Below are 25,155 nucleotides of genomic sequence, written 5' to 3'. Positions count from 1 at the left end.
TCGACTCATTTTATAAAATGACCTAAGTTTGGGGCGGATTGGGCAGTGGCACATGGCGATTCTCAAAAAAAAGACGATTCAGGGTTTACGAAAATTTTATTATTTGGATTTGTAACATATCTTACGGATACCTTACTAATAAGATCTAAGGCTTTCCGGCAGGGTAGCCAGGTTATAATTCAAACACCAATGCGGTATCCTAGAAGTTTTCTTTTGTGCGCTGTTTCGCTCCTTACCTATGCTATGTATGCCCAAGGCACGGTAGAGGCAGAATTTGATACCATCTATAGGTACGATTTTAACACCTTAAAAGGCAAGCACACCAAAAGGGTAGTGATCGACGCTTCGCACAATACCATTTATTCACTCTCCTATGGCAAACAATCGGCAAGGGAAATGCTCCGTATTCTGAAAGCTGATGGTTTTCAGTTGGCTTTTACCGAACAGCAACTGGACTCCACAACCGTACATGCCAGCACCGTCGATTTACTGATTATCCATGGTATGCCCAATGACAAAAAGGTGTTGGAGGCCGATGGTAAAAAAGAAACCCTGTACACCTCCCCGCTTAGCAAGGAAGAGGTAATCAATATTGGCACCTACGTCCATGAAGGTGGAAGCCTCTTGCTCTTTCTGTCCCATTTTCCGGGAGGGAGTGGAGCCCTACCACTTTTGGAGGCCTTTAGTGTAAAGTTTCGTGACGGTTACGCCTATCAATCGGAACACCATATCAGCGAGGGGGGGAGGTGCGGACATTTTTTAATGCACACAGGGAACGAAATGCTGAACAAGGACCACCCGGTCTTTAAAAGTACGCTGGATACCGCCACTTTGCCAGAAAATATAAAATTCTATTGCGGGGCGGCCGTGTTCCGCAGCCCCGAGGATGCCATCCTGCCCTTTCCCAAGAATACCATCAATTATACCCCTTCACGCACTTCTAATGAGGACCTGGATGAGAGCTCCAATGACTATGCGGGCATGATCGGGTTCCAGTACGGCAAGGGAAGGGTGGTTATCTGCACGGATCAGGGTATTTTTAGAAGTTTGGACCTGCTTATCGATGACAAAAGGATTCCGGTAACCATTCACGACCCTGAGAGCGACAATGCAGGGCTACTTGTGAATTGTGTACGATGGCTTACCGGACTACAAGAATAGTTTTATAGCGTAAATCATGGTATGAATCCAGATTAACCCCGCGGGACAATTTGTTTAATAGGTAATCTCCACATTTTTGATTTCTGCGTTGACATCCAGGTCGGTGAAATAATCGGAAACCTGTTGTACGTCTAGATCGATCAGCATACCCAGTGGAACAGTTTGCGGCCAATTTTTATCAAAACTATCCCAAAGTGCCCTTAAATGAGGTGAGGTGGGACCCTCTACCAACAGGCCAACCACTAATCTGTAAATACCCAAAAGGTCCTCTAAAGCGCCCTTTAATAGGATTTTGTTACTCGAAATCGCATGATCTAAGGTGATGGTCCCTGCAACCACCTCTCTTAAATAGTCCCCTTTACTTATAAAGCTTGCATGGGCCAAGGCGTCTACAGAATTTATGTGCAAGGTATATTGGTCATTATGGCTGGCCGATAATTCTAGCCTGGCACCATCAATATCCACAATCACTTTTTTGGATAGGGTCACCTCTTTGAGCAGTCCAAAAATAAAATTGTTACTGTAACGGATATCATTGACCAAGGCTTGGAACAACACAATTAACAATTGTTCTTGTTCAGTGTACGAATTCGGCATAGAACATTCCTTTTTTTAAATAATTTTTTTTGCCCTCCAATGTTAGTGCAGCCTTGGCCTTTCCGTTAAGTTCCTTTAAAAAGGTATACTGCTTGTCCTCGTAGTCTGGCAGTACAATTTCCATTTTGGTATCGATGATCATGTCTATTTCAACACTATGGATATCGTCATTGGCATGCACCTTGATATGTTCCGGGGTCAATACTTTTCGATGACTAAAAACAGAGGCCAGTGCCCCAGGCAGTATGGGGATTCGTTCCGGGGTGCGCGTCCACTGAAATGTTATGTTCACGGACCTGCCCACAAAGGTCTTTTTAAGGGCATTGTTTTTATAGATAAACAGGAACGGCTTTGCGATTTTGGCAAAATCCTTGCTATTGCCCCGGTGAAAAACAAAGGTATAGATATCGTTTGTTTCGCTCCACATCGTAACCACCCACCAAACCCAACCTACCTCTTTATCGCCCCATCGAAAGCGTCCAAAATTATGGTCGTGATAACAAAACCATCTACTCGTGATGGGAAGGTTTAGGTTCTCGTTTGTTACATATCCGTTAGGGGTCACCCCCGGGATGAATCCCCAGCCGATAAACCCACTCCCATAGGGGAAAAGTTCCGGCACCAACAAAGGTGTTGCTTCCGGTTTTCCTTCTAATTCGAAGGAAAATTTGGGTGTTTGATGCTTTACCGATATCCTAAAATGGTCTTTGGCGATGGAAACCTCCAAAAAATCTGGAACCTTAAACTCCAATGGCATCCTAGAGGCAGGTTTTTCGGTCCATTTATCCACCTTTAGAAACCCATAATTGACCAGTTTTGTCAAAGACCCGTTCGAAGGCATCGTAAGCTGAAAGGTTGTCGTAATCTCTCCTTGCTCCGGTCTTCCGGAGAAACTTATGTTAAACAAGATCCTTATGTTATTGTCCGGATCTAACAAAATATAGTGATACCAATCTTTCCAGTCTTCCGGACTCAAAGGGGAAGAGATGGGAATCTTTAATTCTTCCAAATGGTACAATATGGTATCAAACTGTTTCATCGCATTATAGAGCCTTTTTCCTTCAACACGCGCCTCGATTTTGTCTTAGGTTTTGGTTTTGTGGGCGGGGGAAGCTCCACTTTTTCTATGAGCTGCTTTAATACGGTCTCTATTCTGGGCGATAATTTCCCCAACCCCAAAATGAAGTAAGAGAACCATTTTTCCGTGTCATTGGCCATAACATCCAATACCTTTTTGTAATCTTTTGGTGTTGGAAATGCTACTTCCCGGTATTTAAATTCTGGCGATTCCACGTCTTGGTCCACGAGGTTAAAGAGCCATTCTTCCCAATGTTGCAGTATCATGGCCTCCTTGGGTTTTCCTTCGGCAAAGGCATTGATGCCCGAAGAAATGGAAAGCGCCAATTTAATCCACTGCACAAATTGGGTTCCCTGGAAGATCAAGACCCCGTTTTTGAAAAATCGCGTTCTGGAAAGGCTTTCCAAGGCCTCACTACCGTTTTTGGTAATGGCATATTTATAACCCAGGTTACAGCATGAAAGCACAAGCTCCGAGACGATCCATTTGGAGGGGATAACCTCTAGGGATGCCAAACCCGCTAGCAATTTGATGGTACTCTTGGATACCAAAACGCTGTTGGAAGGGGGTTGGTCTTCTTCAAGGGAGATAGGGGGAATGGTGATACGGGTGGTATGGTGATACGCTTTTTTGGTCTTTGGGGTCCTGGACACGACCTCGATTTCAATAGGAAATACATAGGTTTCCGAACTTGGGACATTAAGTGCCCCATAGAGGACGTTTCCTTTTTTAAGATTTTTGGGCAATTGGATACTAAAGGTCAGTTTGGCCTCCCCTCCGGTTTGAAGAAAGGAATACACCGGTTCCAAGCCATAGTCGGCCTCATATATGGTACCGTCATTGCGCACCCAGTGGTCCAAATTTGGTTGTATGACCGCCGGTGCGATAATATTACTTATTAGATTTACCCTTAAAATGAGTAGGCTGTTTGAAGCGGCTTGTATACTAATGGGTTGCATAATTTTGATGGGGTTTATAGGTCTCGTTCAATAACGTAGTTTACAATTTCTCTTATAAAGCGATAATCCACTACATCGCTTTCCCAGTTCTCATCGATTTGAACGGGCGATTTTTTCATAAAAAAGGACATTTCTTCAAGAAGCTTGCTAGCTTTTTTTGCCATTTTAAGTGCCAATTCCTGTCCGTACACAATACTCCCACAACGATGCATCTCCGACAGGACAAAATCTACGTCCTCTTGTTTTTTATCGGTTCGGGCAAGTTTTATGATGTTTTTGATCTTGGCTTCGTTCTTGCCCGCATTCCTAATAAGATGATTGAGCATAATGGTCCGCTTGCCCTCGTAAATATCCCCGGCTATTTCCTTCCCATACTTTTGTTCCGAGCCTATTAGATTAAGCAGGTCATCCTGGATCTGAAAGGCGATACCGAGATACATACCAAATCTTGTAAGTTGTTCCAGGTGTTGGGGCATGTTCATATCCTTCCAAAATTCGGCGCCTACGATATACCCTATACGGCAGGGCGAAATAAAGGTGTACCAACAGGTTTTTTTGGTGCACATCACAAAATAGTCTTCATCGTTCAGATCAAATTGATGGTTTGCCACCCAATCGAGCTCCATGGATTGCCCTTCTACGGACTGCCTTGCCATCTGTTCAATTTCATGAATGATATGCAAGGCCTTGGCGACCCCTATTTCATTCAGATTTTCCAGCAACAAACTTACGGCCAGTACATTTGTGGCATCGCCTATATTGACCGCACGGGGAATACCCACGAGCTGATGCAAGGTTTCCTTGCCCCGCCTGTTTTCTGACCCGTCCTCCACATCATCATGGATTAAAAAGGCATTGTGATACAGTTCCAATGCCGTACTGGAAACCAAGGCCGCATGTCCCATACCATGTACACCCCTTGCCACGCTGATGCAAAGGGTAGGGCGCAGGCCCTTTCCTTTTCGAAAAGGGTAGTCCGAAAGCATGGTATACAAGGGTTCATAAGCGCCCTCAACATTTTTTTTCTGCTCGATCAGCTCCGCTATTTTTTTACCCACAGCCAATCGGGTATAGTCCAAAGCATCATTTATGATCGTTTTGTTGTGCATGGATCACGTACTGGCAATGGTTAAACCTATATCTTTCTGTATTTCTTCCCAATACTGGAAGGTAAACCCAGCGGTTTCCAAGAGCTGTTTTTGCTCCTCCCAACGGTAAAACCTTTTGAAATGGGGGATTGCGCCCTTTAAAACGTTCTCGGAAAGCTTTTGGGTAGCGGAGCCCAGCGGTTCTATGATAAGAAGTTTTCCCTTTTTGCGGAGTAGTCGGTGAAATTTGTGAAAAACATTCTCGACGGTCTCAAAATAATGAAGCGAGATATTGCAAAAAACAAGGTCGAAATGGCCGGTAAGTTCTGGTGGAGGGTCGTTGATATCCGCTTGGTAGAAACCAACATGGGATTGTCTTTGTAACTTGGCATTGCGATAGGCCCGTTTGATCATGCCTTCGGACAGATCCAGCCCAATCACTTCCCCTTGTGGGACCAATTGTCTTAATTTCAGCATTTCGTGCCCCGATCCGCAGGCGGCATCCAAAATATAGGATGAATTTTCCACCTGGGTCTCCAGGATCTCAAAAGCACGGTCTAGAAAGCGCGATTTAAATTTGTGGGTGGCTAGTTCATATTCATCCGCACACAGGTCAAAATACCTTACTTTTTTTTTATCCCCCGGGGTAGTATGGAGTCGTCTTAGGAAGATTCCACCCTCGGTAAGTCTGGGTCTGTTTTCCGTCCTGGGGTCTATGCCTGGCAGAGTCCCAAGTGTGTTATTTAGGTGTATGTCCAATTCCTGCAACCGATTTATGGACTTAAAGACACTTTCTGCCCATAGGTTGGTGATCATCGTCATATAGGGCCCCCAAATATCTCTATGAATATCAAAGTTTTGTTTCATAGTGCATTCGGTTTATAGTGTTTCTATGATTGTTGGGGGGGTAAAAATGTCAGTGACGCCTTCTCCTTTTTGTTTTTGGCCGATAAGACCTCTAAGATGACCTGAAACACCCGATGCTCGTTCCCCTTGAGTATCAGCGTGGCAAAATATTGGTTTTGGACTCTTAGTCCGCTTTTGAGGTCAATGCTTATTTTTAATTGATCCTTTTTCTTGGGGGGAAGTACGATCAGGGTCTTGTCTGCGGAAATTTTGTTTTTGACCACCTCGCCGGTACGCATATTTTTTAGCTCCCCAAGATCTACAACCACTTCTTGGGAAACCTCATGGACGTTATTGATATTTAAGGGAATCTGCACTTTTTTCTGGCTCAAAAATGATCGGACCATAAAGGTGCCGGAATCAATAATGGCAGGTTCGGAAGGAACATCCGTACCAGGGGTTTGGGCAGTGTTACTATCGGTATTTTTTTCCGCTTCCTTTTTAATTTTTCTCAATACACTGCGTTCCAGGTCATGCCGGTTTTCAAGCATGGAATTGAGAAAGTTCATACCACCATTTACCAAGGGTTTCATCGTGGCAGTGCTAGATCTTTCCAATTGGGATTGCACAATATCTATCAGACGTTGATCGCTTTTGTATCTCAGGTCCGTTATTTTTTCAAGTGTTTTAAAGGTATGCTCTAATGAATCGTCCATGACTTGGCGGTTATAGGTTCTACAATGAGGTACACAAAATGCAAAGCAGTTTTCCGGATGCCTATTGGGGAATCCTCTCGAAAGCTGTGCCGGTTGGATCACATAGGTAATACGATTTGGTGTTAACGCAGCATTCACAAGAACAATCGCCACATTCGCAATCACATGGTCCACAGCTGGCAAATTCCACGAATTCGCCTTTTTTGGGCCTACAGCTATCGGTGAGTGTAAAGTGATCTACGTAGTTGTCGGGTTGCACGTAAATACCAAGGCATATTTTCTCATCCATACAATGTCCCGTCATGCGAATTTCGGCATAGTAAGCGGTACATTCCTTGAATGGAGGTATAAGATCGATCGCCAATTTTACGCGCTGGCAGTGACAGGGCGGGATAACAAATTTTGGTGGATCAAAGCGAAAATTCTGCCCAGGCTGTAGTCGCTCGCCACAACCATCGATTAAAATGGGCACTTGCAATTCCACCTCCTGGGGGGAAGACCTATTGTTTTCTATTAAAAAGGAAACCATTCTCCTTTCGCCCAAGCGGGCCTGCACATCGATATCCACGCTGGCACTGAGCTTGCCGCAGGTACAGCAGTCCATGAGCGAGCCTTGGCATTCGCACCCACAATTGCAATTGCTTATCTTGCTCCCCGATTTTAAACCGGAGGCTACCAGGTCGTTGACCATATTGAGGGTGTCGCTTAAACCTCTAAAACCAATGTCCAGGAGGTCTGTCGTAATAGTTGTTGCCGATTTTTTTCTGGCCTTTCGATGATCAATTTCCCATGCTGTGTTCATGATGCTAATTTTTATAACATGTTTTTCTGTCTATTAATTTTTTGTTGGCATAACGGTGAACGAAATTGCCGAGTTGTAAAAGCGGTACATACCGTCGTATCGGTTGGGGCGTTTAAGCGTGCCCGGGATTGAAATGCTTAAGCTGAATTTTTCGGTCTTGCCCGGTGCTATGAGCTTGGGTGCACCGTTTAAACGTATCTTCATAGTGCTTCCCTCGTCATAGATCTCCTCCAATTTTTCGGCCGTCAGGCAAATGACCTGATCTAAGCTGGCCCTGTCCTTGTCCAAGGCCCTTGCCACATGTCGTATGGCCCTGCATTCAATGAAATCGGTTTCCAAGATCACCGCGCCGGGATCGGCAAACAAAACAGGAAAATTGCCCATATTTTTAACAAAAAGATCCTTGTTGACCTTGGAACCGGGCTTGGCCTCAATATAAAAGCGGGCCGGGTTTAGGTTTACGAATACTTTTTCCTCTACATCGATCTCCACGGAATGACTCGTGCCGTCTACCAGTACATCCAGGGCATGAGTGCCCGGTGGGGTAAATCGCGATAGGGGTATCTTCACATCTACAAAGTTGGTAGTGTCCGAATGTACCGTAGGGAGTCTTTTAAATGTCATGGAAGACAGGGGAACGTTTTTCTTTCCCAGCAGTTTGGTATTGGCGAAAGCTATGTTTGCAGGTTCCCTTGAATTGGAAACGAATCTGATTTTTCGTCTTGCGCCGCCCAGGGTTCCATGGAACTTGACCTTTGGTCCCGTTTTTTTATCAGCGGATGCCTTTTTTGTGCCCGTATTGGATGGGGCGACAGTAACCAACTTGGCAATGTTTTGTAGGAGCTCCCTGCTAATTCCCTTAACGGAACCGAGATCGCTCAATTTTTTAAATTTGCCGTACTTCTTTATATGCTCCTGTATATTTTTAGCCAGACCTGGACCTATTCCTGGGAGTGATTTTAGCTGATCAATAGTGGCGGTGTTGATATTTATTTTAGCCATTGGGGTGCAATTCTTGGTTATTTGTTATCTGCTATCGTAACCCTTAGGCTATCCTTGCCCTTTGGTGTGGAAGCTGTAAATCTTGGCGGCTTGGGTACCTGGAATAGGCGTTTGGAATTTTCTTCCGTCAGCACCATGGCCTTACCGCATATCCCAAAATTCAAAAGCGGTAGTCCCAAAAAACGTATCCCAAAATCAAAATTTACAGGGAACTGCATCTTCATGGACGGGAGTTCCTTAATGGCAAATGACATGCACATATTTACATTATCCAATCCCATATCCACATTAACATTATCCAGTCCCATGTCCACATTAACATTGTCCAGCCCCATATCGACCGTGGAGTTCATCTCCATGTCCATTTTTATGTCGTCTAATCCCATATCTACCGTAATTGGCGCCATGGACAAGAAGCTGTTGGTGGTCATGTTGGCATCCACATCAAGCTCAAACGGCTGCGGTATTTCTATGTTTACATCCTTACCCATAATTGTTTTATTAATTGATAATCAATAGTTTATTTTAGCAATGTTGTCCTTGTAGTGTTGAAAATGGGGAATGGACCCCAAGCATGAAAAAGTTATTCATAGAGGAAGGTTCTCTTATAAAATCCTTTGGAGTTTTCCATAACAAATAAGTGATCAAAGCACATCTGATATCAAGTCAACTTCTCCATGTAAAAACACTTTGCTGTACTAAGGGGGAAAGCAAGGGGGCAACGTACTACGCAATTTTATCTGTACTTAAAACCAAGAAATAATCAAGATTTCTTGGATTCAAATACGCACTGCCAGAAGGTTTCTGACATAAAAGCTCTGGTTTCCCTTAAATTTAGGGAATTTTCGGGTTAAAATAAAGCATCCCTTGAATTTTAACTTTTTTAATGTGCCAATGGAAGTAAATTGTGTATAAATGGTTTTTGAAGTACTAGAATCAATGGGTTTGGGCCAGAAAATAATTAAACTGGACAGGAGGCTATAAATTATGTAACTTTAATTGATACATACTTGGCACGGCGTGCAGGGCCATTTGATTAATATTGGACGTCGGTTATTTTCAGTTCTTAACTCCTATGAAACACGCTTTCCTTTTCCTAGCATCCTGGGTCTGCTTTTTCGCAACGGCCCAAAACAGATATAACGTCGATTCCTTGAATCGAGTTTTGCGTACCACCCCCAATGATACTGTGAAGATAACGACCTTGCAATGGATCTTTGACAATTATATGTACACCAAGCCGGATTCGGCTAAATGGGCCTATCAGAAAATGTTTTCTATTTCGGAGAAGACCAACTTTGACCACGGGTACTACGAGGCCTATTTATACAAGGCGGTTTATTATTGGACCTCTTCCAAATTCGATAGCGTAATCGCATCGATGAACGGTGCGCTAAAACACGCGCTCCTACTGGAAGACGATGGTAAAATAAGCAATTGTTATGTACGTCTGGCCATGGCCCAGTCCAGTTTGGGCAATCAGGTAGCTTCTCGGGATCTTACCTTTAAGGCCCTGGAGATTGCCGAAAAGAACAATGATTGGGAGGGACTGTACTTTTGCTATCATAGGTTGGGCAACCTTTACCAGTTGGAAAGTAACTTTGATCAGGCCTTGATCTACCATCTTAAAGTGGATTCCATTTTTCAAAACCGTGCGCGAAAAGAACCGGCCCTGGCCGGTTCCCTACACGAGATCGGTTCCATTTTCATGGAGTTCAAGGACTATGAGAAGGCCGAGCAGTACTACATGAAGAGCAAGGAAGTGTACAGGGAAATGTCCCGAAAGGAGGGCGAGGTATTGATCGATGTAAAAATGGCGGGACTAAAAATAAGCCAGGAGGAGTATGAACAGGCAACCGAAATACTAGTTCCTGCCTTTGATTACTACGAGGCGGTAGGAAACAAAATGGAAATGTCCACGCTGGCCGGAATGCTTGCAGAGGCCCAATTGAAACTGAATGATCTGGACCGGGCGGAAGGCTACTATTCCCAGGGGGCGGCTCTGGCCTTGGAAGCAGCAAATAAGTTCCTGGAAGCCCAGTCCTATATGGGCCTGGCGGAGGTGGCGAAGGGCAGGAAGAATTTTAGGTCCACCATCGATTACCTTTCAAGGGCATTGGTACTTTATGAAGAAATGGGGGTTTCCTATAACAAAGCACCTATACTGGAAAGTTTGGCCGAGGCCCATAGTGGTCTCAACAACGATAGGGAGGCCTTGCGGTTTTTTAGACAGTACCAAGGGTTGACCGACAGCTTGCGAGAGGTAGAAAACGTACGCAACGTCCAGGAAATAGAGACCAAATACCAAACGGAAAAAAAACAGCAGGAAATAGAACTGCTCACGGCCCAGAATGAATTGGCCGAACAGGAAAAGAGCAATCAGCGCAACTTGTTCTTTGCAGGAGGTTCCGTATTGACACTTTCGCTCATAGGTCTCTTTTTTCTGTATAGAAACAAACAGCGGACCAACACCAAGCTCCGAGAGCTCGATGAGATGAAGTCGAGTTTCTTTGCCAACATTTCCCATGAGTTTAGGACCCCACTTACTTTAATATCCAGTCCGATCCAGGAAAAATTGGAAAATGAAAAGCTGACGGTCGAGGACCGCCAGACCTTTGGGATGATCCAACGGAACAATGACCGCTTACTGAATTTGGTGGACCAGTTGTTGGATCTTTCCAAGATCGATACCGGAAATATGCGGTTGAAGGTGCAGAAAGGCGATCTGTTCAATTTATTGGGCGCACTTTCCGAATCCTTTCAATACATCGGCAAACAAAAGAACATTACCTACAGCATACAACTACAAAAGGGGGGCATATCCAGTTGGTACGATCGGGATATGATGGAAAAAATTGTACTTAACCTTTTGTCCAATGCCTTTAAACATACAGGAGAAGGCGGTTCGGTTGTTTTTGAAGGCAAGCATAAAGAAGGGGAAAATTTGGTGTTGACGGTCAGGAACAGCGCACCTTCCCTTAGCCAAGAGGAGTTGATCAACGTTTTTGATCGTTTTTATCAAGCGAGTCCGCAATCGGAGGGCAGCGGAATTGGTCTGGCACTGGTCAAGGAGTTGGTAAGTCTTCACAAAGGTCATATACGGGCTTGGAAAGAGGCAGAAGAAGTAACCTTTGAAGTGAGCTTACCAGTTGATGAAGGTCGTTTTAGCAAGGAAGAACGGTTAATGGATCCTATAACGGGCCAGACCAAACGGCAGATTCCTATTGCGGATTCCCCAGTCCATAACGAAGATCCGGTTCCCCAAGAGGACCATCCCATCCTTCTTGTCGTGGAGGATCATGCCGAGGTTCGGGAGCTTTTGCGAAAGACTTTCACGAAGGACTACAATGTCATAACCGCATCACAAGGTGAGGAAGGCTTGGAAAAAGCCCTGGAATACATACCAGATCTGATCATTTCGGATATCATGATGCCCGTTAAGGACGGTATCGCGCTTAGCAAAGAACTGAAGTCCGATGAGCGTACCAGTCACATTCCCGTCATTCTTTTGACAGCCAAAGCGGGCGAGGAGAATGAATTAAAGGGCATAGAGACCGGAGCGGACGATTATATGGTAAAACCGTTTAAGCGTAACCTCCTTCGATCCAAGGTGGAAAAACTCATCGCGCTACGGAAACAACTTCAGAACAGGTATAGCCAGGAGGTGGTACTCAAACCCAAAGATATTGCCATTACTTCGATAGACGAACGCTTTTTGGAAAGGGTACAGCAGGTACTGGACCAAAACTTGGTGGAATCTGCTTTCACTGTTGAGGAATTTAGCCGAGCCGTAGGCATGAGCCGGATGCAACTGCATAGGAAGCTTAAGGCGCTCACGGGACTTTCCGCCACGGAGTTTATCCGCTCCCAACGTTTAAAATTGGCCGCACAATTGTTGCAGCAATCAGACAGCAATGTCTCCCAAGTAGGGTACGCGGTCGGTTTTAACGACCATTCCTATTTTACCAAATGCTTCCGCGAACTGTACCATATGACCCCTTCCGAGTACGCCAAAAAGGACAGCTGAACCCTAACAACCCCTTTATTTGCTGGTAACCCCAGCCATGTTACAATGCTTATAGCTATTGTTACATAGCTCATAGACTGCTCATTTTTCTCTGCGTATTTTCGAAAAACAATCCCCCACTCTTAGTATCACCGATGTCTAAAAAAAACAAAGGACCTGTATATGAAGGATCGTTGAAACCTATGCCCAAGTTTCAAATTTACCTGAATGTCAACCATTTGAAAATAGGAAAATATACGCTAAAGGTGATCCACAAGAACAAGGTCATAAAAAAAACCACATTTGATAAAAAGTAGTACAACAGATTGAGTAATAGCACTAAAGTAGAGCATAGAACCTTAAAAAATAGCCCATTATGAAAACGTTTAGAATCCTAGTATTGATTTTGGCACTCTGTTTCGCAGGTAGCGTGCAGGCCCAGTTTTTCAAAAAACTGAAGAAACGGGTCGAACAGGCCGCCGAGGAGACCGTTTACCGAAAGTCCGAGGAAAAAGCAGCGGAAAAAACAGAGCGGGCCATGGACAGTATCCTGGCAGCCAAAAAGAAGAAGAATAAGAAACTTAAAAAGGATAAGAAAAATGGAAGCGGCGATCAAAACACTTCGGATGGTGTGGAAGACGGGGCCGAGGGATACGAAGGGGATACCGCGAGCGGAACCGATCTAGCGGTTTTTAGAAAGTTCGATTTTGTTCCGGGCGAGGAGATTATCCTGTACGATGATTTTTCGGCCGATGCCACAGGCGATTTTCCCAGTAATTGGGATAGCAATGGGGGCGGGGAAATCGTGGAAGTCGATGGAAACAAATGGCTACGGCTGCAGAGTGGAGCGACGGTACTCCCCATTTGGGATGGTCCTTTGCCCAAGGAGTTCACGGCAGAGTTTGATGTATTGCTCCCGGGATACCCAGCCTATGATGGCGGTCCCGTATCGCGTCTTTGGGTGTGGATAGATCAAAGTACGGGATATGATTTAGATAACGAAAATAGAGCCGAGGTAGCGCTGACTTTCTGGACTGCCCTTGAAAATTCGGTCTATATAAACAATAGGGTCGATAGAAAACACGTCATACGCAATTCTTTAAAGTATAGGTATCACGAAGAGTTTTACGACAAGGCACACATATCCGTTGCGGTCAACAATAGAAGGTTTCGAATGTGGATCAATGCCCTGAAGGTGGTAGACGTACCCCGTTTAGTGCCCGAGGTGACCATGGCCAATTTCAAAATGAAAATGAAGGACTACAAGGAGGATTTTTTGATTTCCAATTTTAAACTGGCTGCGGGCGGGCAGGATCTCAGGGCGCAATTGATGAACGAGGGGAAATTCTCCACGACCGGCATTTTGTTTGACTCGGGCTCCGCTACTATCAAGGCCGAATCCTATGGCGTGCTAAAAAGCATCGCAACAGTCCTGTTGGACGGATCGCTCTCGGTCTTTATCCTGGGGCATACGGATGCCGATGGAAATGAGGACACCAATTTATCCCTGTCCGAACAGCGTGCGGAGGCGGTAAAGAATATCCTGATCTCGGAATTTGGTGTAGACGCCTCACGGCTTCTGTCGGAGGGTCGGGGCGAATCGGAACCCGTGGCGGACAATAGCACGCCAGAGGGCAAAGCCAAAAACCGAAGGGTCGAATTCATTAAACTATAGTTCCCATAAACATAAAGTATAACCAAGAAATTCAAAAGTCATGAAAACATCACTAAAAAATAGCTCTATACTTAGCAACGAGCTCTCCAAACTTTTAAGGGATTTAAGTCTGTTACTGCTATTCACCTTCTTTATGAGCGCTACCTATGGGCAGCAAAGAGCCATAAATACCAAGGTATCAACCAAGAAAGTGGTAAAAACCCCCAAGGCCAACCTTGCCAAGGTACCCTTGTTCCAGGTGACCAATAAAGATGTGGTGCGCAAGGTAAACTACAGTTCCAAATCGGCCGTGCCAAAAAAACTGCCAAAGAATACCAAAACCACAATTTTGCCCGCTGTTGTGTCCTCTTCCAAAAGCAAGCTGAACCTACAACTTACCCCTCGAAAGGTATACAACTCCAAGGGATATCTTACCACCAACGGCCATTTTAATGCCAAGGACAATGAAATATGGCTAGACCTTCAGGCTTCGGACAATCTTCGGGCAGCCTTCAGCGCCAAATCCGGGAAGAGCTATCTGGTGCACCTGGAACTCAATAATGCCCACAACGATTTTATCCAAGGGGCGGCCAAATGTGACAACCCCAAACTGATCATTCAGCTTAACGGGGTTCAGAATGCCTTTGATATCACCACTGGTGTCAATAAGTTGGAGTTTGTGGTACAGGCCAGGTCCTCAGGTTTTATGGGCATTCCGATACGTGCCGGATCTTGCTCCAGAACGTCCATCAAACCCAAGTTACGGTTTAAGAAAATAACAATCACTGAACTATAATAGTTGACTAAAATTAATACATAAAGAAAGTCAAAATGAAAAATCCAGCACCCTCCATTTTTCACAACATCGCCCTATCGCTAGGTTTGTTGTTCCTTATGGCTTCTTTGAGTGCCCAAACGGTATCTTCCTGTTCTTCTCTGGGCCTAAGGCCGGTAACGCCCTTTGGGGATGACCTGTTGGCCATCTATTACGATGGGAACGGCGCCGGATTAGGGGGTCACGGTTGTTGGGTGCACCACCATCCCAACGGAAAGGATTACGTGATTACTCCACATAGTTGGGGAAGAACTCCCCCTACAGGCAAGAAAAGCTTTATTGATGCCGCGATGGAGGCACTGACAGATTCACGAAGAACTTATAAGGATTACGGCAGTTTGAACAACGGACTGTATTATATCCTTGATGATGTGAACCGCAGTTTTCCCGGGGAGGCCTTTTGGTTGATCCGTAAGAGCGATCAGTGCTGGATGCAATCTGGAGCGCCAAGCCTACGTTGGGATAACATGGCTGAAAAAAAACAATTAATGGCCCACGAGATAGGGCACTGCTTCAACATGGAGAACGTACCCAATTTTACACCGGACAGCTATGATATGGATTGGTTGGACGAGAGTGTGGCCGAATACCTTTCGGCCGTCGTCTATCCACGTACCAATAGGGAACACGGCTCTGCCCAGAACTTTGACCTGGATGGCGGATCTTTCCGCCAACCTTACAACGCCTATCCGTTGATACAGGCCTATCTGCAAAGGTACAGAAGGCCAACCAGTCTGGTACAACTTATGCGCGGCGTGGCGGGTACGAACACGGACGATTCACGGCGTGGGTATCTGCGCAGCAAAAGTATGGACGAGGTACTGCACCATATGTATTTTGAACATTACCAATCGCTCATGAAAGACCTGGGCGGGGGCACCATCCCCAGGGAGGAAAATGTATTTCCGGCCACGGACCTCTTCTATTTTGATCCGGATAGTACCGTTCCCTTTAAGCCCGGGGATATTCCTACGGAACAGCTCTCCATGTATGAACTTGTTCTTCCGTCGGGATACGATGTAATTTTGGACTATGGAGCTTCAACCGGCAAACTGCCCTTTCTTTCAATTATTTCCGAAAGCCGCAAAGTACGCGATTGGGTAGGGAAGGTGACGGTACCAGGAAAATGCGATGGCGAGACCACCTTCAAGATCCTGGCGAGCCATTTGGAAAATGCACCTTTAAGCGGTCTTGTGGTGAACTATACCTTGCAGAAACGGGCCGATTGTTGTACTGCTGTGGCGGCCAACCCCTCCGTGGAGAAATTTAACGGGGACTTCCTGTTTGATTATTACATGGAATCGGAGATCGTGACCGTTACAGAAGAAGGAAGGCTTGTACAGCCCTTGAAATACTATGTGAATTCTATTGATGGGTCCATGCTTTTTAGTCAGGGTTCTTTTTTTGCCAGTTTTGGCGACGATACAGGGATGGGCTTTATTTTGGATGCGGCCCTTATGTTCCCCAACGGGCAGTTGATGGCCTATGTTCGGGAAAAGGAAACGGGTATCAAGCGGGCCATTACCCTGGCACTAAATCAAACTCGAGCTGATGTCAATGGGGTACGGGCCTTTAAAACCAGGGAATTTTTGGACCAGGCTATTGGCAGCGGAATACGACCGGCCGCCTTGCCCACTGGGAGCATCTGGGCAAACAGGGCTCAGGGCCATGCCTACAGACAGCCCGATCCCCAGCGGCCTGGTACGAAAACCAAGATTTCAGGCTATATCTCCCAGCAGGGTTCCGTAGCCAGTAGCCCCTTACCCTCCTTTGGTTTTATGGTAGGGTTTATGAAAGACCAGCATGGCAGGAACAAGAATTTGGTATATTCCAAGTTCGAAAGGGAAGATGGCACCTATATTGAGGCCAATCTGTTATTGCTCGAAAGACAGTGCTTCACTTTTAGCGGGGGGAAATACAAGAAAATGACCTTGGCAGGTTATACAGGAGGATTTGAGACGATGACGGAATCGCAGACCGATGCGTTTACCGAGACCCATGAGGAATACAATGAGGACTTCCAGGAATTGATGGTACGTCTAGCGGCCTGTGGCGACAATGCCGCCTGTGCCAGGGATGTGGAAAAGGAAATGATACTGCTGCAAAGAAAGCGGGAAAAAAGCATTTATGACCTGCCCAAAAACCCATCGTATTCCGGTGCTGCAGGATCCGACTTCAATGCGAAACAGCAGACCCTCAGGAATGATATGCTGGCCCTCGCCGACAAGATGGCCGATAAGCAATACAAGTGCACCCGCCTAAGACAGAGTCTCAGTGCCTGTTCCGCTTCCGGCGGCGCCTGCGGGCCCCTTATAAACTTTAGTGAAAGGTGCGAAGCGGAATACAAATCCATGGAAGCTACCATGAAAAAGTATGACTGTGAAATGGCCAAGCTTATGGGTTATGAGGATGCCATGGATGATTGCCCTTGATTGCTGATACCAAAGCCCAAAAATCTCGCCAAGCATATTTGGTGGGATTTCTTTTTTTGAGGCACTTTATTCACCATGGTTTTCCTTGATTATAGGATAAACATTATCAATGGAATATGTTGGTTATAATTCATTTGTTTGCTTACTTTTAATCTGTAACAAAAGAAACAAAGACAATGGACATTTTACACGAAGTAGCAGCTTTTGAAAGCGCTAAAATGAGTCATATGTCTACCAGTGATAGAGTAGCAGCCTCTAGAGAGGCAAAACGACTTATTTTAGCAATCAACGAAATCTATAAAAAGACCAAGGATTCCAATCTCATGGATATCATGAAACGGTTGACGGTCAAAAAGAAAAAAATAGAAAAGCGCTTAAAGGGACAGCCGGAAAGGGTATAGGAGTTGGTAATCGTTTTGGAGGGAAGCTTAAACGGCACAAATAGGGGTATACGGAGCCATAATCTACGGTGCCTTTTTTAGGATCAGGGTTTGAAATAGTCGTTTATAAAGATTACACGACCGTTTATGTCCCAAAAGAGGATGTTTACACAATTTTTAGGAAAAAATAGCCTCACCCATCGTATTTTTACACTTGGCTTTCTTCATGTTTTTTGGTTGATATATGCGTGTAGTCTTTTTTTTTCTCCTATACCTTACACTGCTATCTCCCTCAGTTACAATGTCTCAGAACCTTGGACTCTTGGATAGTTTAAGGAGTGAACTCGCCTTGGCCAAAGACAACAGTCAAAAAGCAAAGCTGCATTTAACCCTGTTCAAACAACTACAGCGAAGCAATACGGATTCCTCCCAGCTTCATCTTAAACAGGCCGTATTGCTTTCAAAAAGGACCGAGAACGATTCCCTGGTCGGCAAGGTCATCGTGGCCCAGATCCAGGATCATATGCTCAACAACCGGTACGATAGCGTACTCCATTACGTGGAACTGGCCTTACAAAAGCGAGGAAGTCTTGGTCCCCAACAGTTGATCGATACCTATACCATGCAGGGCACGGCCCATTTTTATAAAAGCGAATACGCCAAGGCCATCGCCTCGCATTTACAGTCGGAAAAAATTAGTAGTGCCCACGAAATGGAGCAGGGCAAAGCCCAGGTGTTCAACAACATTGGTATTGCCTATATCAAATTGGAAGATTGGTACAATGCGGAGGAATATATGAACAAATCCCTCGAAATCTGCAAAAAGTATGACATTAAGAGGGGCATATCCTATACCTTGGGCAACCTGGGAATTATTTACAAACATCTGGACCGCTATCAGGATGCCATAGCTGCGTACCTAGAATCCAATGTCATCTGTGAGGAACTGGGCGATCAACGGGCCATCGCCAGAAACTACAACAACATTGGGGCCCTGTATGAAAAGGAAGGGAACTACGACCTGGCACTGGAATATTACACCAGGTGTTTTAACACATCCGAAGCCGAACAGTATGAATCTACCCTTACCAGTGTCTTGCACAATTTGGGCAACCTTTATTCGAAACAGAAAAGGTATACCCTGTCCATCGACAACTTTGAAAAAAGTCTGGAAATAGCAAAGGCGCTGGACTATAGGGACGTGGTGCTGAACAATTATTTGGGTCTGGCCGAGACTTATGAAAAGATCGGTGCCCTGTCCAAAGCCATAGCCCACCGCAAGTTGTACGAAAAATGGAAGGACAGCATTGTCAACGAGGAGCACTTAAAGAACGTGAGCGAACTGGAAATAAAGTACGCCACGGAGAAAAAGGAAAAGGACATTTTAGCACTTTCCCAACAGAAATTAAAGGACGAGGCTGCCATGGCCAAACAAAATTTAAAGATACGCCGGCTATCCCTAGGCCTACTGGGAGCCATACTGTTGTTCGGTTCCATATTCGTCATCTTTAGACAGTATAGTAAAAATAGAAAGCAAAAGGAGCTTATTGGCGCCATTGCGGACACCCAGATCGCAGAACGCAAACGCATCTCACAGGACCTGCACGACAGCGTTGGTGGATCCTTGGCCCTGACAAAGAACAAATTGCTGAGTCTCTATGAAAAAGACCAGGGGAAGTCCAAGGAGTTGGAAGATTCCTTACAAACCTTGACCAGAACATCGGAACAGGTACGGCAAATATCCCATAACCTTATGCCCGGTGAACTGGTGAAGTTTGGCTTGGTTTCGGCCATCCAAACTACCTTGGATCAATTACAGGATACGGAACTTAAAGCCCAGTTGTACGTGCACGACATGGAGGGCCGAATTGACCCTACCAAAGAAATTCATTTGTTCAGGATCCTTCAGGAAATCATCCAAAATGTGATCAAGCACGCCAAGGCGAGCCAGTTGAATATTTACCTCAATAGGCACAAAAAACATTTGAACCTGATGGTCGAAGACGATGGCCTTGGCATGGAGACAGACACCCCATCAGGGATGGGACTGTCCAACATTAAATCAAGAGTGGCCTTTCTAAAAGGTACGGTAGACATCGATTCAGTGTTGGGAAAAGGTACCACCATGAACATCTTAATACCGCTGTAATATGATACGCGTTGCCCTAGCAGATGACCATACCATGTTCCGGGAAGGATTGGCTTCCCTTTTGGAGGAACAGGACACTATGACCGTGATAGGGGAGGCAAGCAACGGCGTGGAAGTGCTGGCTCTTTTAAAGGAAGCGCCAATAGACGTACTGCTATTGGATATCGAAATGCCCAGCATGGATGGCTTTGACACCATGCGCGCGGTAAGGAAAATGCCAAATGTTCCCAAAATCCTGGTGCTTACCATGCACAAATCCCCACAATTCATTAAAAACATCATCAAGGCGGGGGCCAATGGCTATGTCCCCAAGGATTCTGGAAAGAAGCTACTCGTCCAAGCCATAAGTACCGTGCATAGCACCGGCACCTTCCATACGCCCGAGACGGTGAGCATTGTCATGGACAGTTTAAAGGACGATAAGCATTCCACGGAAATCTCCCCCAGGGAGAAAGAGATCATACAGCTTATAGCGGACCAGTATACCACCAACGAAATCGCCGAAAAGCTCTTCCTGAGCGTCCATACGGTAGAATCCCACCGTAAAAACATTCTTCTGAAGCTCGGGCTAAAAAACGCTGCCGGACTGGTAAAATACGCTATCCACAAGGGCCTTATTTAACTGCCATAAGGTATTCCCTACCTGTTTTCCGCCATTTTGGTTTTTGCTGCTTTTCGGTTAAAAATAGCCGGCCCATTGCCCGTACATTTGGCTAAAACTAATACATACATTATGAAAACTGTCAAGATTATTTTAATGCTCGCTTGTACTGCCCTGATGTTCGTCTCTTGTAAGGGAGATGATGAGAATTGTTATGATATAGGTTCCGTAGAACATGCGCCAACAGAGGTTGGCGCTTAAACCATGGGCGGTATATCCGGGCAAAACAAGATTACCCATAAAAATATACAACAATCTAATTTTTAAATCCAATATATGAATGCAATTAAATTAGGGGATAAGGCCCCGAACTTCAATGCGAAAACAACAGTAGGAGAAATCAATTTTTATGAATGGCTGGGCGATAGCTGGGGCATGCTGGCCTCCCATCCGGCCGACTTTACCCCCGTCTGTACCACCGAACTTGGTGCCATGGCCAACTATAGGGAAGAGTTCCAAAAACGAAATGTAAAGGTAGCTGCCATCAGTGTGGATGACCTGGAGTCCCATGTGCGATGGATAAAGGATATCGAAGAAACGCAAAACGCGAAGGTGGATTTTCCCCTTATCGCTGATGATGATCGGAGCGTGTCAGAATTATACGGGATGATCCATCCCAATGCAGATTCTACGATGACGGTACGGTCCGTTTTTATGATATCACCGGAGAAAGAGGTGAAACTAACGCTTACCTATCCGGCTTCCACCGGTAGAAATTTCGAGGAGTTGCTGCGGGTCATTGATTCCTTACAGCTAACGGCCTACCGCAAACTGGCCACACCTGTTAATTGGAAAAAGGGTGATAGGGCGGTCATTGTTCCTTCGGTATCCGACGAACAGGCCTCTGAATTGTTTCCCAACGGATTTGAGACCGTAAAACCCTATTTGAGGTTAACGGAGGTCCCGGTGTAAGGAACCTTGGGTCTTAAAACCTAATTGAATTCGTATGATGAAAAGCATCAATCCTATCCCTATCTTTTTATTAGGCCTTCTAATTGTCGGTTTGTACGGTTGCCATCCCAACAAAGAGAAAGTATCTTCCTTATCCATTAAATCTATGGATGCTGGCTATGTCAGTATTGCAAGCGATACCTTGGAAAAACTGAAAGCATCGATTGCAGGTCAACTACTTACGGAAGAGGATTCGGAATATACAACCGCTATTGAGATTTGGAACAGCAAACGACAAAAGCGACGTCCTGCAGTGGTCATAAAGTGCCAGAATGAGCAAGATGTGGTCAAGACTATCAATTTTGTAAGGACCCATGGTCTTCTGTTGTCCGTTAACGGAGGGGGACATAACAGCAGCGGTTTCGCCCTCAACAATGGGGGTGTGGTACTGGATCTATCGCAAATGGATGCTATTGCCGTTGATCCCGAAAAAAAGACCGTTAGGGTAGGACCTGGTGTCAGATGGGGTCAGTTGGACGAGGCCACACAGGCCTATGGACTGGCAACAACAGGGGCCATCATATCCCAAGTGGGTATTGGTGGCTATACCCTGGGGGGTGGTCTCGGGTGGCTCCATAGGTCGCTGGGTGCCGCTAGTGATAATCTGATAAGCGCAAGAATGGTTACGGCAGACGGAGCGCTGCTTCAACTAAGCGAAAATGAAAACAGGGATTTTTTCTGGGCGATTCGAGGGGGTGGCGGCAATTTTGGTGTCGTCACTTCCTTTGAGTTCAAATTGCACGAAGTAGGGCCGGAAATCCTGGCCGGTTTGGTGTTCTACAGGATGTCGGATGCCAAAAAAGTGGTTAGGTTTTATCGAGAGTATATAAAAGAGGTGCCCGATGCCTTGGGAACCTGGTTATTGTTTCGTAAGGCCCCTATATCGGCCCAGTTGCCCGAGGAAATACATGGAGAACCCATTGTAGCTATTGCCATAACCTATAACGGTCCAATATCGGAAGGGGAAGACTACAGCGCTCCCTTACGAAATATCGTCCCGCCAGTGGCAGATCTGGTAAAGACCAGGACGTATACCGCATGGCAGTCCAGTTTGGATGGGGCTTGGGGCAACGGGTTCCATAACATCTGGAAGGGCCATTATTTTATGGAGGTAACGGATGAAATTGTCGAGGTACTCCAGCGGAATGTTCCCCAGGGCTCGCCGTATTCGGACGTTAAAATCCAACATCTAGAGGGCGCGTTCGGGCGGATGCCCGAGCATGCCACTGCATTCGGCAACCGGAAATCAAGATTTGGCATGGTCATTCAGACCCGCTGGCTCGATTCCCTAAAGACTACGGAGCAAGAACTATGGACAAACCGACTGTTTAACGAACTAAAACAAAAAGGAACAGGCAAAGTGTACGTAAACTTCATGGATAATGAAGGGGAGAATAGGGTAAAGGATGCCTATTCGGACAGTACATTTATCAAACTAAAAAAAATCAAAAAGAAATATGATCCAGAAAACCTATTTAGAAAAAATCAGAACATTAAACCGGATTAAGAGGGGAACCCACAGCGGATTCCTTATAATTTTAATAACTTTTTTGGGGCTATCGTCCTGTAAAAACCCGAGCACGGAACATGCAACACCACAAGAGGTGGTGACCAAGGTAAAAAAGGCGGCCCAACTGTTGAAAGATCAGGGTATGAAGGGATTGGAGGTCTTACGGGACGGCAGTTCGGAATTTAGCTGGAAGGATACCTATGTGTTTTCCTTCAATTGTGCCGAGGACAAGGTGTTGGCCAATCCGGCATTTCCCGATCGGGTAGGGGGCGATATCAAGCAGCACACGGACTTCAATGGCTTTCGCTATGGCGTAAAAATGTGTGAGGAAAGTGGCCGACCCAAAGGTGTGTGGGTGGAATACATTTGGCCGAGACCCCAGGGGGGAGACCCCATGCGTAAGATCAGTTACGTTATGACCGTAAAAAGCTTAGGAATTCAAGTAGGATCGGGAATCTACAATGAAACCATCACCTTGGAGGAATTGAATAAACTCATCGAATAATTAAAATCAGAACCATGCGAAATCGAATATTTTTTTTAACGGCGATCCTGATGGCCATAAGCCCAAAAATGAACGCTCAGGACGAGATACAAAAATTAAAGGAGTACATAGCCGGGAGCCAATTGGTCATCTATTCGGAATCTTCCTATGTCACGGACAATTCGGCCAGTGCGATTACCTATGTCAATTTTTGTTCCGATGGGAGGTACCACTACGACTACGAGGGATCGTACACGGTCAAAGGCACCCAGAACACTACCAATAGAGACAACAGAGCCTATGGTGCGGGCAAAGCGGCCAATTCTGGCGATTGGGACGTTTTGGAATACGAGAAAGCCTATTATTTGGAAATCACGGATCCGTCCAACGCAAAGACCTACTATCCCATAGATATCCAAAAAATGATTGCAGGAAAATGGAAACAGGGCAATGTAACCTATGTCTTTGCGCCAAATCATGGCGTGTGCGATGGAAACTGACCAATAGGATATCGGTTAGGCATCCTGGGAAACATCATAAATAGTGATATGATTAGTGATGCCTTTGATCTTCACCCGGATTTTCCCGATGTATTCCACCCAGTCCTTGACGATGTCATAGGTGGTTTCGGAGATTAAGATCTGTCCGGCAATGGTGTGCGCCTCTATTCTTGCGGCGATATTTACCGTTTCCCCTACAACGCCATATTTCATTCGCTTTTTGGAGCCAATATTTCCGGCCACCAAGAAGCCACTGTTAATGCCGATACCCATTTCTAGGGAGGGAAGTTTTTTGGTCTCCAATTCCTTATTGACCTCCTGGAGTCCGGCCTGCATTTCCCTTGCGCATTCAATGGCTCGCTGCGCACAGTTCTCCAGAGCGTTTGGTGCTCCAAAGATGACCAGTATGCCATCCCCCAGAATTTCATTGATAAAGCCTTCGTGTTTATGGATGATGGTAATCATTTTTTCGAGATAGATGTTTAGGATGTTCACGATGGTATCGGCGCTGTAGGCTTCGGACATGGAGGTGAACCTCCTCAAATCGCTTATCAATACCGTGGCATAGCGTTCTTCTCCTCCCAACTTGGTATTTTTCTTGTCCTCCACGATGGTTCTCAACAAGGCCTCACTCATATACTGACCAAACAATTGCTGATAAAATTGATTGCTTTGGTTAAGTTGATTATTGACTTTTTCCAACTTTTCTTGGGAAATATTTATTTGTTTCTGAAGATCCCCCAGCTTATACATCCGAATGCGCTCTACGAGGAGGTTGCCGATGGTTTCGAATATTAAGCGTTCAGTTTCATTCAGTTTTCTAGGAATGCTATCAGCTATACAAAGCGCACCTATGCCGTTGCCCAGCAAACTGGTTAAGGGAAAGCCCGCATAGAATCGAATCTTAGGGTCGTTGATGACCATAGGGTTGTCAAAAAACCTGGAATCCTGCAAGGTATCCTCCACGATAAGGGTTTCGGGTTGCAAGATGGTATGCCCGCAAAAGGAGGTGGAGCGATCAGAGGATTGGAAACTTAGACCACAGGAGGCATGGATGTTCTGTTGTGTAGATCCTATGGACGAAATATAGGCAATGGGCACATCGAGGCATTTGGACACGATCATCACAATGCGGTCAAACTGTGCTTTTTTATCCGACGCGGATAGGTTTATGGAAAGCAAATCCGCAATTCTTGCATTTTCATTCTTAGGTATTGTCGCAAGTTTCATGGAGGGTTGAGCCGATGGGTTGGGTGTTTGTTACTGGTTGACTCGGTTTGTTAGAGCCAGCACGCTATTTCATTGGGAAGGTAGAAAAAAATACCTGTGTATTACAGCTTAAAA

At 45.5% G+C, this 25,155-nt stretch carries 22 protein-coding genes; 12 read left to right on the top strand and 10 right to left on the bottom strand.

All coding sequences use genetic code 11. From position 1 onward, the window contains the following. The first annotated feature begins 189 nt into the window (after positions 1-189). On the top strand, positions 190-1,161 hold the full coding sequence (locus ACRD67_RS10135; RefSeq protein WP_430967024.1) for a hypothetical protein: 972 nt from the start codon (positions 190-192) through the stop codon (positions 1,159-1,161). Positions 1,162-1,215: 54 nt separating this feature from the next. On the opposite strand, the gene ACRD67_RS10130 is transcribed toward ACRD67_RS10135, so the two are convergent. The 9 genes from ACRD67_RS10130 to ACRD67_RS10090 all read right to left on the bottom strand — a co-directional run bounded on the left by ACRD67_RS10130 (position 1,216) and on the right by ACRD67_RS10090 (position 8,740). Continuing rightward, positions 1,216-1,758: a hypothetical protein gene (locus ACRD67_RS10130; RefSeq protein WP_430967023.1), complete on the bottom strand. Its 543-nt coding sequence runs from the start codon at positions 1,756-1,758 to the stop codon at positions 1,216-1,218. Next, positions 1,739-2,797 (bottom strand): hypothetical protein, encoded by a 1,059-nt coding sequence (locus tag ACRD67_RS10125; RefSeq protein ID WP_430967022.1) that lies wholly within the window; start codon positions 2,795-2,797, stop codon positions 1,739-1,741. The genes ACRD67_RS10130 and ACRD67_RS10125 overlap by 20 nt, the downstream gene beginning before the upstream one ends. After that, positions 2,794-3,795, bottom strand: a complete 1,002-nt coding sequence (locus tag ACRD67_RS10120; RefSeq protein WP_430967021.1) for a hypothetical protein — start codon at positions 3,793-3,795, stop codon at positions 2,794-2,796. Before ACRD67_RS10120 ends, ACRD67_RS10125 begins: the two co-directional genes overlap by 4 nt. A gap of 14 nt (positions 3,796-3,809) precedes the next feature. Next, positions 3,810-4,904 (bottom strand): polyprenyl synthetase family protein, encoded by a 1,095-nt coding sequence (locus tag ACRD67_RS10115; RefSeq protein WP_430967020.1) that lies wholly within the window; start codon positions 4,902-4,904, stop codon positions 3,810-3,812. A gap of 3 nt (positions 4,905-4,907) precedes the next feature. Further along, positions 4,908-5,750, bottom strand: a complete 843-nt coding sequence (locus tag ACRD67_RS10110) for a class I SAM-dependent methyltransferase (RefSeq protein WP_430967019.1) — start codon at positions 5,748-5,750, stop codon at positions 4,908-4,910. 23 nt (positions 5,751-5,773) lie between these two features. Then, positions 5,774-6,445 (bottom strand): hypothetical protein, encoded by a 672-nt coding sequence (locus tag ACRD67_RS10105; RefSeq protein WP_430967018.1) that lies wholly within the window; start codon positions 6,443-6,445, stop codon positions 5,774-5,776. Positions 6,446-6,506: 61 nt separating this feature from the next. Continuing rightward, positions 6,507-7,247 carry a hypothetical protein gene (locus ACRD67_RS10100; RefSeq protein ID WP_430967017.1) on the bottom strand — a complete coding sequence of 247 codons (741 nt, stop codon included), beginning with the start codon at positions 7,245-7,247 and terminating at the stop codon, positions 6,507-6,509. Between the two features lie 33 nt (positions 7,248-7,280). Continuing rightward, the gene (locus ACRD67_RS10095) at positions 7,281-8,249 is read right to left on the bottom strand and encodes a helix-hairpin-helix domain-containing protein (RefSeq protein WP_430967016.1); all 969 of its coding nucleotides are present in this window, start codon (positions 8,247-8,249) and stop codon (positions 7,281-7,283) included. A 17-nt stretch (positions 8,250-8,266) separates the two neighbouring features. Next, entirely contained in the window at positions 8,267-8,740 is a 474-nt protein-coding gene (locus ACRD67_RS10090; RefSeq protein WP_430967015.1) for a hypothetical protein, read from the bottom strand. 662 nt (positions 8,741-9,402) lie between these two features. Between ACRD67_RS10090 and ACRD67_RS10085 the strand changes: the two genes are divergently transcribed. The 11 genes from ACRD67_RS10085 (at position 9,403) to ACRD67_RS10035 (ending at position 23,811) form a co-directional block, all read left to right on the top strand. Continuing rightward, positions 9,403-12,276, top strand: a complete 2,874-nt coding sequence (locus ACRD67_RS10085; protein WP_430967014.1) for a response regulator — start codon at positions 9,403-9,405, stop codon at positions 12,274-12,276. A gap of 355 nt (positions 12,277-12,631) precedes the next feature. Further along, positions 12,632-13,930, top strand: coding sequence for an OmpA family protein (locus tag ACRD67_RS10080; protein ID WP_430967013.1), 1,299 nt, complete (start codon positions 12,632-12,634; stop codon positions 13,928-13,930). 40 nt (positions 13,931-13,970) lie between these two features. Next, complete coding sequence (locus tag ACRD67_RS10075; protein ID WP_430967012.1) at positions 13,971-14,705, top strand: hypothetical protein; 735 nt, start codon at positions 13,971-13,973, stop codon at positions 14,703-14,705. 35 nt (positions 14,706-14,740) lie between these two features. Next, positions 14,741-17,176, top strand: a complete 2,436-nt coding sequence (locus ACRD67_RS10070; RefSeq protein WP_430967011.1) for a hypothetical protein — start codon at positions 14,741-14,743, stop codon at positions 17,174-17,176. A 176-nt stretch (positions 17,177-17,352) separates the two neighbouring features. Beyond that, positions 17,353-17,577: a hypothetical protein gene (locus tag ACRD67_RS10065; RefSeq protein WP_430967010.1), complete on the top strand. Its 225-nt coding sequence runs from the start codon at positions 17,353-17,355 to the stop codon at positions 17,575-17,577. Positions 17,578-17,857: 280 nt separating this feature from the next. Next, the gene (locus ACRD67_RS10060; protein ID WP_430967009.1) at positions 17,858-19,705 is read left to right on the top strand and encodes an ATP-binding protein; all 1,848 of its coding nucleotides are present in this window, start codon (positions 17,858-17,860) and stop codon (positions 19,703-19,705) included. Between the two features lies 1 nt (position 19,706). Then, a complete protein-coding gene (locus tag ACRD67_RS10055) occupies positions 19,707-20,327 on the top strand; it encodes a response regulator (RefSeq protein ID WP_430967008.1) in 621 nt (206 codons plus the stop codon). Positions 20,328-20,642: 315 nt separating this feature from the next. Continuing rightward, a complete protein-coding gene (locus tag ACRD67_RS10050) occupies positions 20,643-21,278 on the top strand; it encodes a peroxiredoxin (RefSeq protein ID WP_430967007.1) in 636 nt (211 codons plus the stop codon). A 34-nt stretch (positions 21,279-21,312) separates the two neighbouring features. Further along, on the top strand, positions 21,313-22,824 hold the full coding sequence (locus ACRD67_RS10045) for an FAD-binding oxidoreductase (RefSeq protein ID WP_430967006.1): 1,512 nt from the start codon (positions 21,313-21,315) through the stop codon (positions 22,822-22,824). Positions 22,825-22,867: 43 nt separating this feature from the next. Then, positions 22,868-23,332 carry a cache domain-containing protein gene (locus ACRD67_RS10040; RefSeq protein ID WP_430967005.1) on the top strand — a complete coding sequence of 155 codons (465 nt, stop codon included), beginning with the start codon at positions 22,868-22,870 and terminating at the stop codon, positions 23,330-23,332. Between the two features lie 14 nt (positions 23,333-23,346). Continuing rightward, positions 23,347-23,811, top strand: a complete 465-nt coding sequence (locus tag ACRD67_RS10035) for a hypothetical protein (RefSeq protein WP_430967004.1) — start codon at positions 23,347-23,349, stop codon at positions 23,809-23,811. A 15-nt stretch (positions 23,812-23,826) separates the two neighbouring features. Here the strand turns inward: ACRD67_RS10035 and ACRD67_RS10030 are convergent, their stop codons facing one another. Further along, on the bottom strand, positions 23,827-25,041 hold the full coding sequence (locus tag ACRD67_RS10030) for an adenylate/guanylate cyclase domain-containing protein (RefSeq protein WP_430967003.1): 1,215 nt from the start codon (positions 25,039-25,041) through the stop codon (positions 23,827-23,829). Positions 25,042-25,155: the final 114 nt, after the last annotated feature.

The organism is Eudoraea algarum (assembly GCF_050589645.1).
In the GTDB taxonomy this organism is placed as follows: Bacteria; Bacteroidota; Bacteroidia; order Flavobacteriales; family Flavobacteriaceae; genus JBNGOQ01.
Note: the sequence above shows the minus strand (reverse complement) of the source record. Positions and strands in the feature narration are given on the sequence as shown.

What these genes read in the sequence shown, in the direction of transcription:
- ACRD67_RS10135 (WP_430967024.1), top strand. Translation starts at nt 190, where the DNA reads ATGCGGTATCCTAGAAGTTTTCTTTTGTGCGCTGTTTCGCTCCTTACC.
- ACRD67_RS10130 (WP_430967023.1), bottom strand. Translation starts at nt 1,758, where the DNA reads ATGCCGAATTCGTACACTGAACAAGAACAATTGTTAATTGTGTTGTTC.
- ACRD67_RS10125 (WP_430967022.1), bottom strand. Translation starts at nt 2,797, where the DNA reads ATGAAACAGTTTGATACCATATTGTACCATTTGGAAGAATTAAAGATT.
- ACRD67_RS10120 (WP_430967021.1), bottom strand. Translation starts at nt 3,795, where the DNA reads ATGCAACCCATTAGTATACAAGCCGCTTCAAACAGCCTACTCATTTTA.
- ACRD67_RS10115 (WP_430967020.1), bottom strand. Translation starts at nt 4,904, where the DNA reads ATGCACAACAAAACGATCATAAATGATGCTTTGGACTATACCCGATTG.
- ACRD67_RS10110 (WP_430967019.1), bottom strand. Translation starts at nt 5,750, where the DNA reads ATGAAACAAAACTTTGATATTCATAGAGATATTTGGGGGCCCTATATG.
- ACRD67_RS10105 (WP_430967018.1), bottom strand. Translation starts at nt 6,445, where the DNA reads ATGGACGATTCATTAGAGCATACCTTTAAAACACTTGAAAAAATAACG.
- ACRD67_RS10100 (WP_430967017.1), bottom strand. Translation starts at nt 7,247, where the DNA reads ATGAACACAGCATGGGAAATTGATCATCGAAAGGCCAGAAAAAAATCG.
- ACRD67_RS10095 (WP_430967016.1), bottom strand. Translation starts at nt 8,249, where the DNA reads ATGGCTAAAATAAATATCAACACCGCCACTATTGATCAGCTAAAATCA.
- ACRD67_RS10090 (WP_430967015.1), bottom strand. Translation starts at nt 8,740, where the DNA reads ATGGGTAAGGATGTAAACATAGAAATACCGCAGCCGTTTGAGCTTGAT.
- ACRD67_RS10080 (WP_430967013.1), top strand. Translation starts at nt 12,632, where the DNA reads ATGAAAACGTTTAGAATCCTAGTATTGATTTTGGCACTCTGTTTCGCA.
- ACRD67_RS10075 (WP_430967012.1), top strand. Translation starts at nt 13,971, where the DNA reads ATGAAAACATCACTAAAAAATAGCTCTATACTTAGCAACGAGCTCTCC.
- ACRD67_RS10070 (WP_430967011.1), top strand. Translation starts at nt 14,741, where the DNA reads ATGAAAAATCCAGCACCCTCCATTTTTCACAACATCGCCCTATCGCTA.
- ACRD67_RS10065 (WP_430967010.1), top strand. Translation starts at nt 17,353, where the DNA reads ATGGACATTTTACACGAAGTAGCAGCTTTTGAAAGCGCTAAAATGAGT.
- ACRD67_RS10060 (WP_430967009.1), top strand. Translation starts at nt 17,858, where the DNA reads ATGTCTCAGAACCTTGGACTCTTGGATAGTTTAAGGAGTGAACTCGCC.
- ACRD67_RS10055 (WP_430967008.1), top strand. Translation starts at nt 19,707, where the DNA reads ATGATACGCGTTGCCCTAGCAGATGACCATACCATGTTCCGGGAAGGA.
- ACRD67_RS10050 (WP_430967007.1), top strand. Translation starts at nt 20,643, where the DNA reads ATGAATGCAATTAAATTAGGGGATAAGGCCCCGAACTTCAATGCGAAA.
- ACRD67_RS10045 (WP_430967006.1), top strand. Translation starts at nt 21,313, where the DNA reads ATGATGAAAAGCATCAATCCTATCCCTATCTTTTTATTAGGCCTTCTA.
- ACRD67_RS10035 (WP_430967004.1), top strand. Translation starts at nt 23,347, where the DNA reads ATGCGAAATCGAATATTTTTTTTAACGGCGATCCTGATGGCCATAAGC.
- ACRD67_RS10030 (WP_430967003.1), bottom strand. Translation starts at nt 25,041, where the DNA reads ATGAAACTTGCGACAATACCTAAGAATGAAAATGCAAGAATTGCGGAT.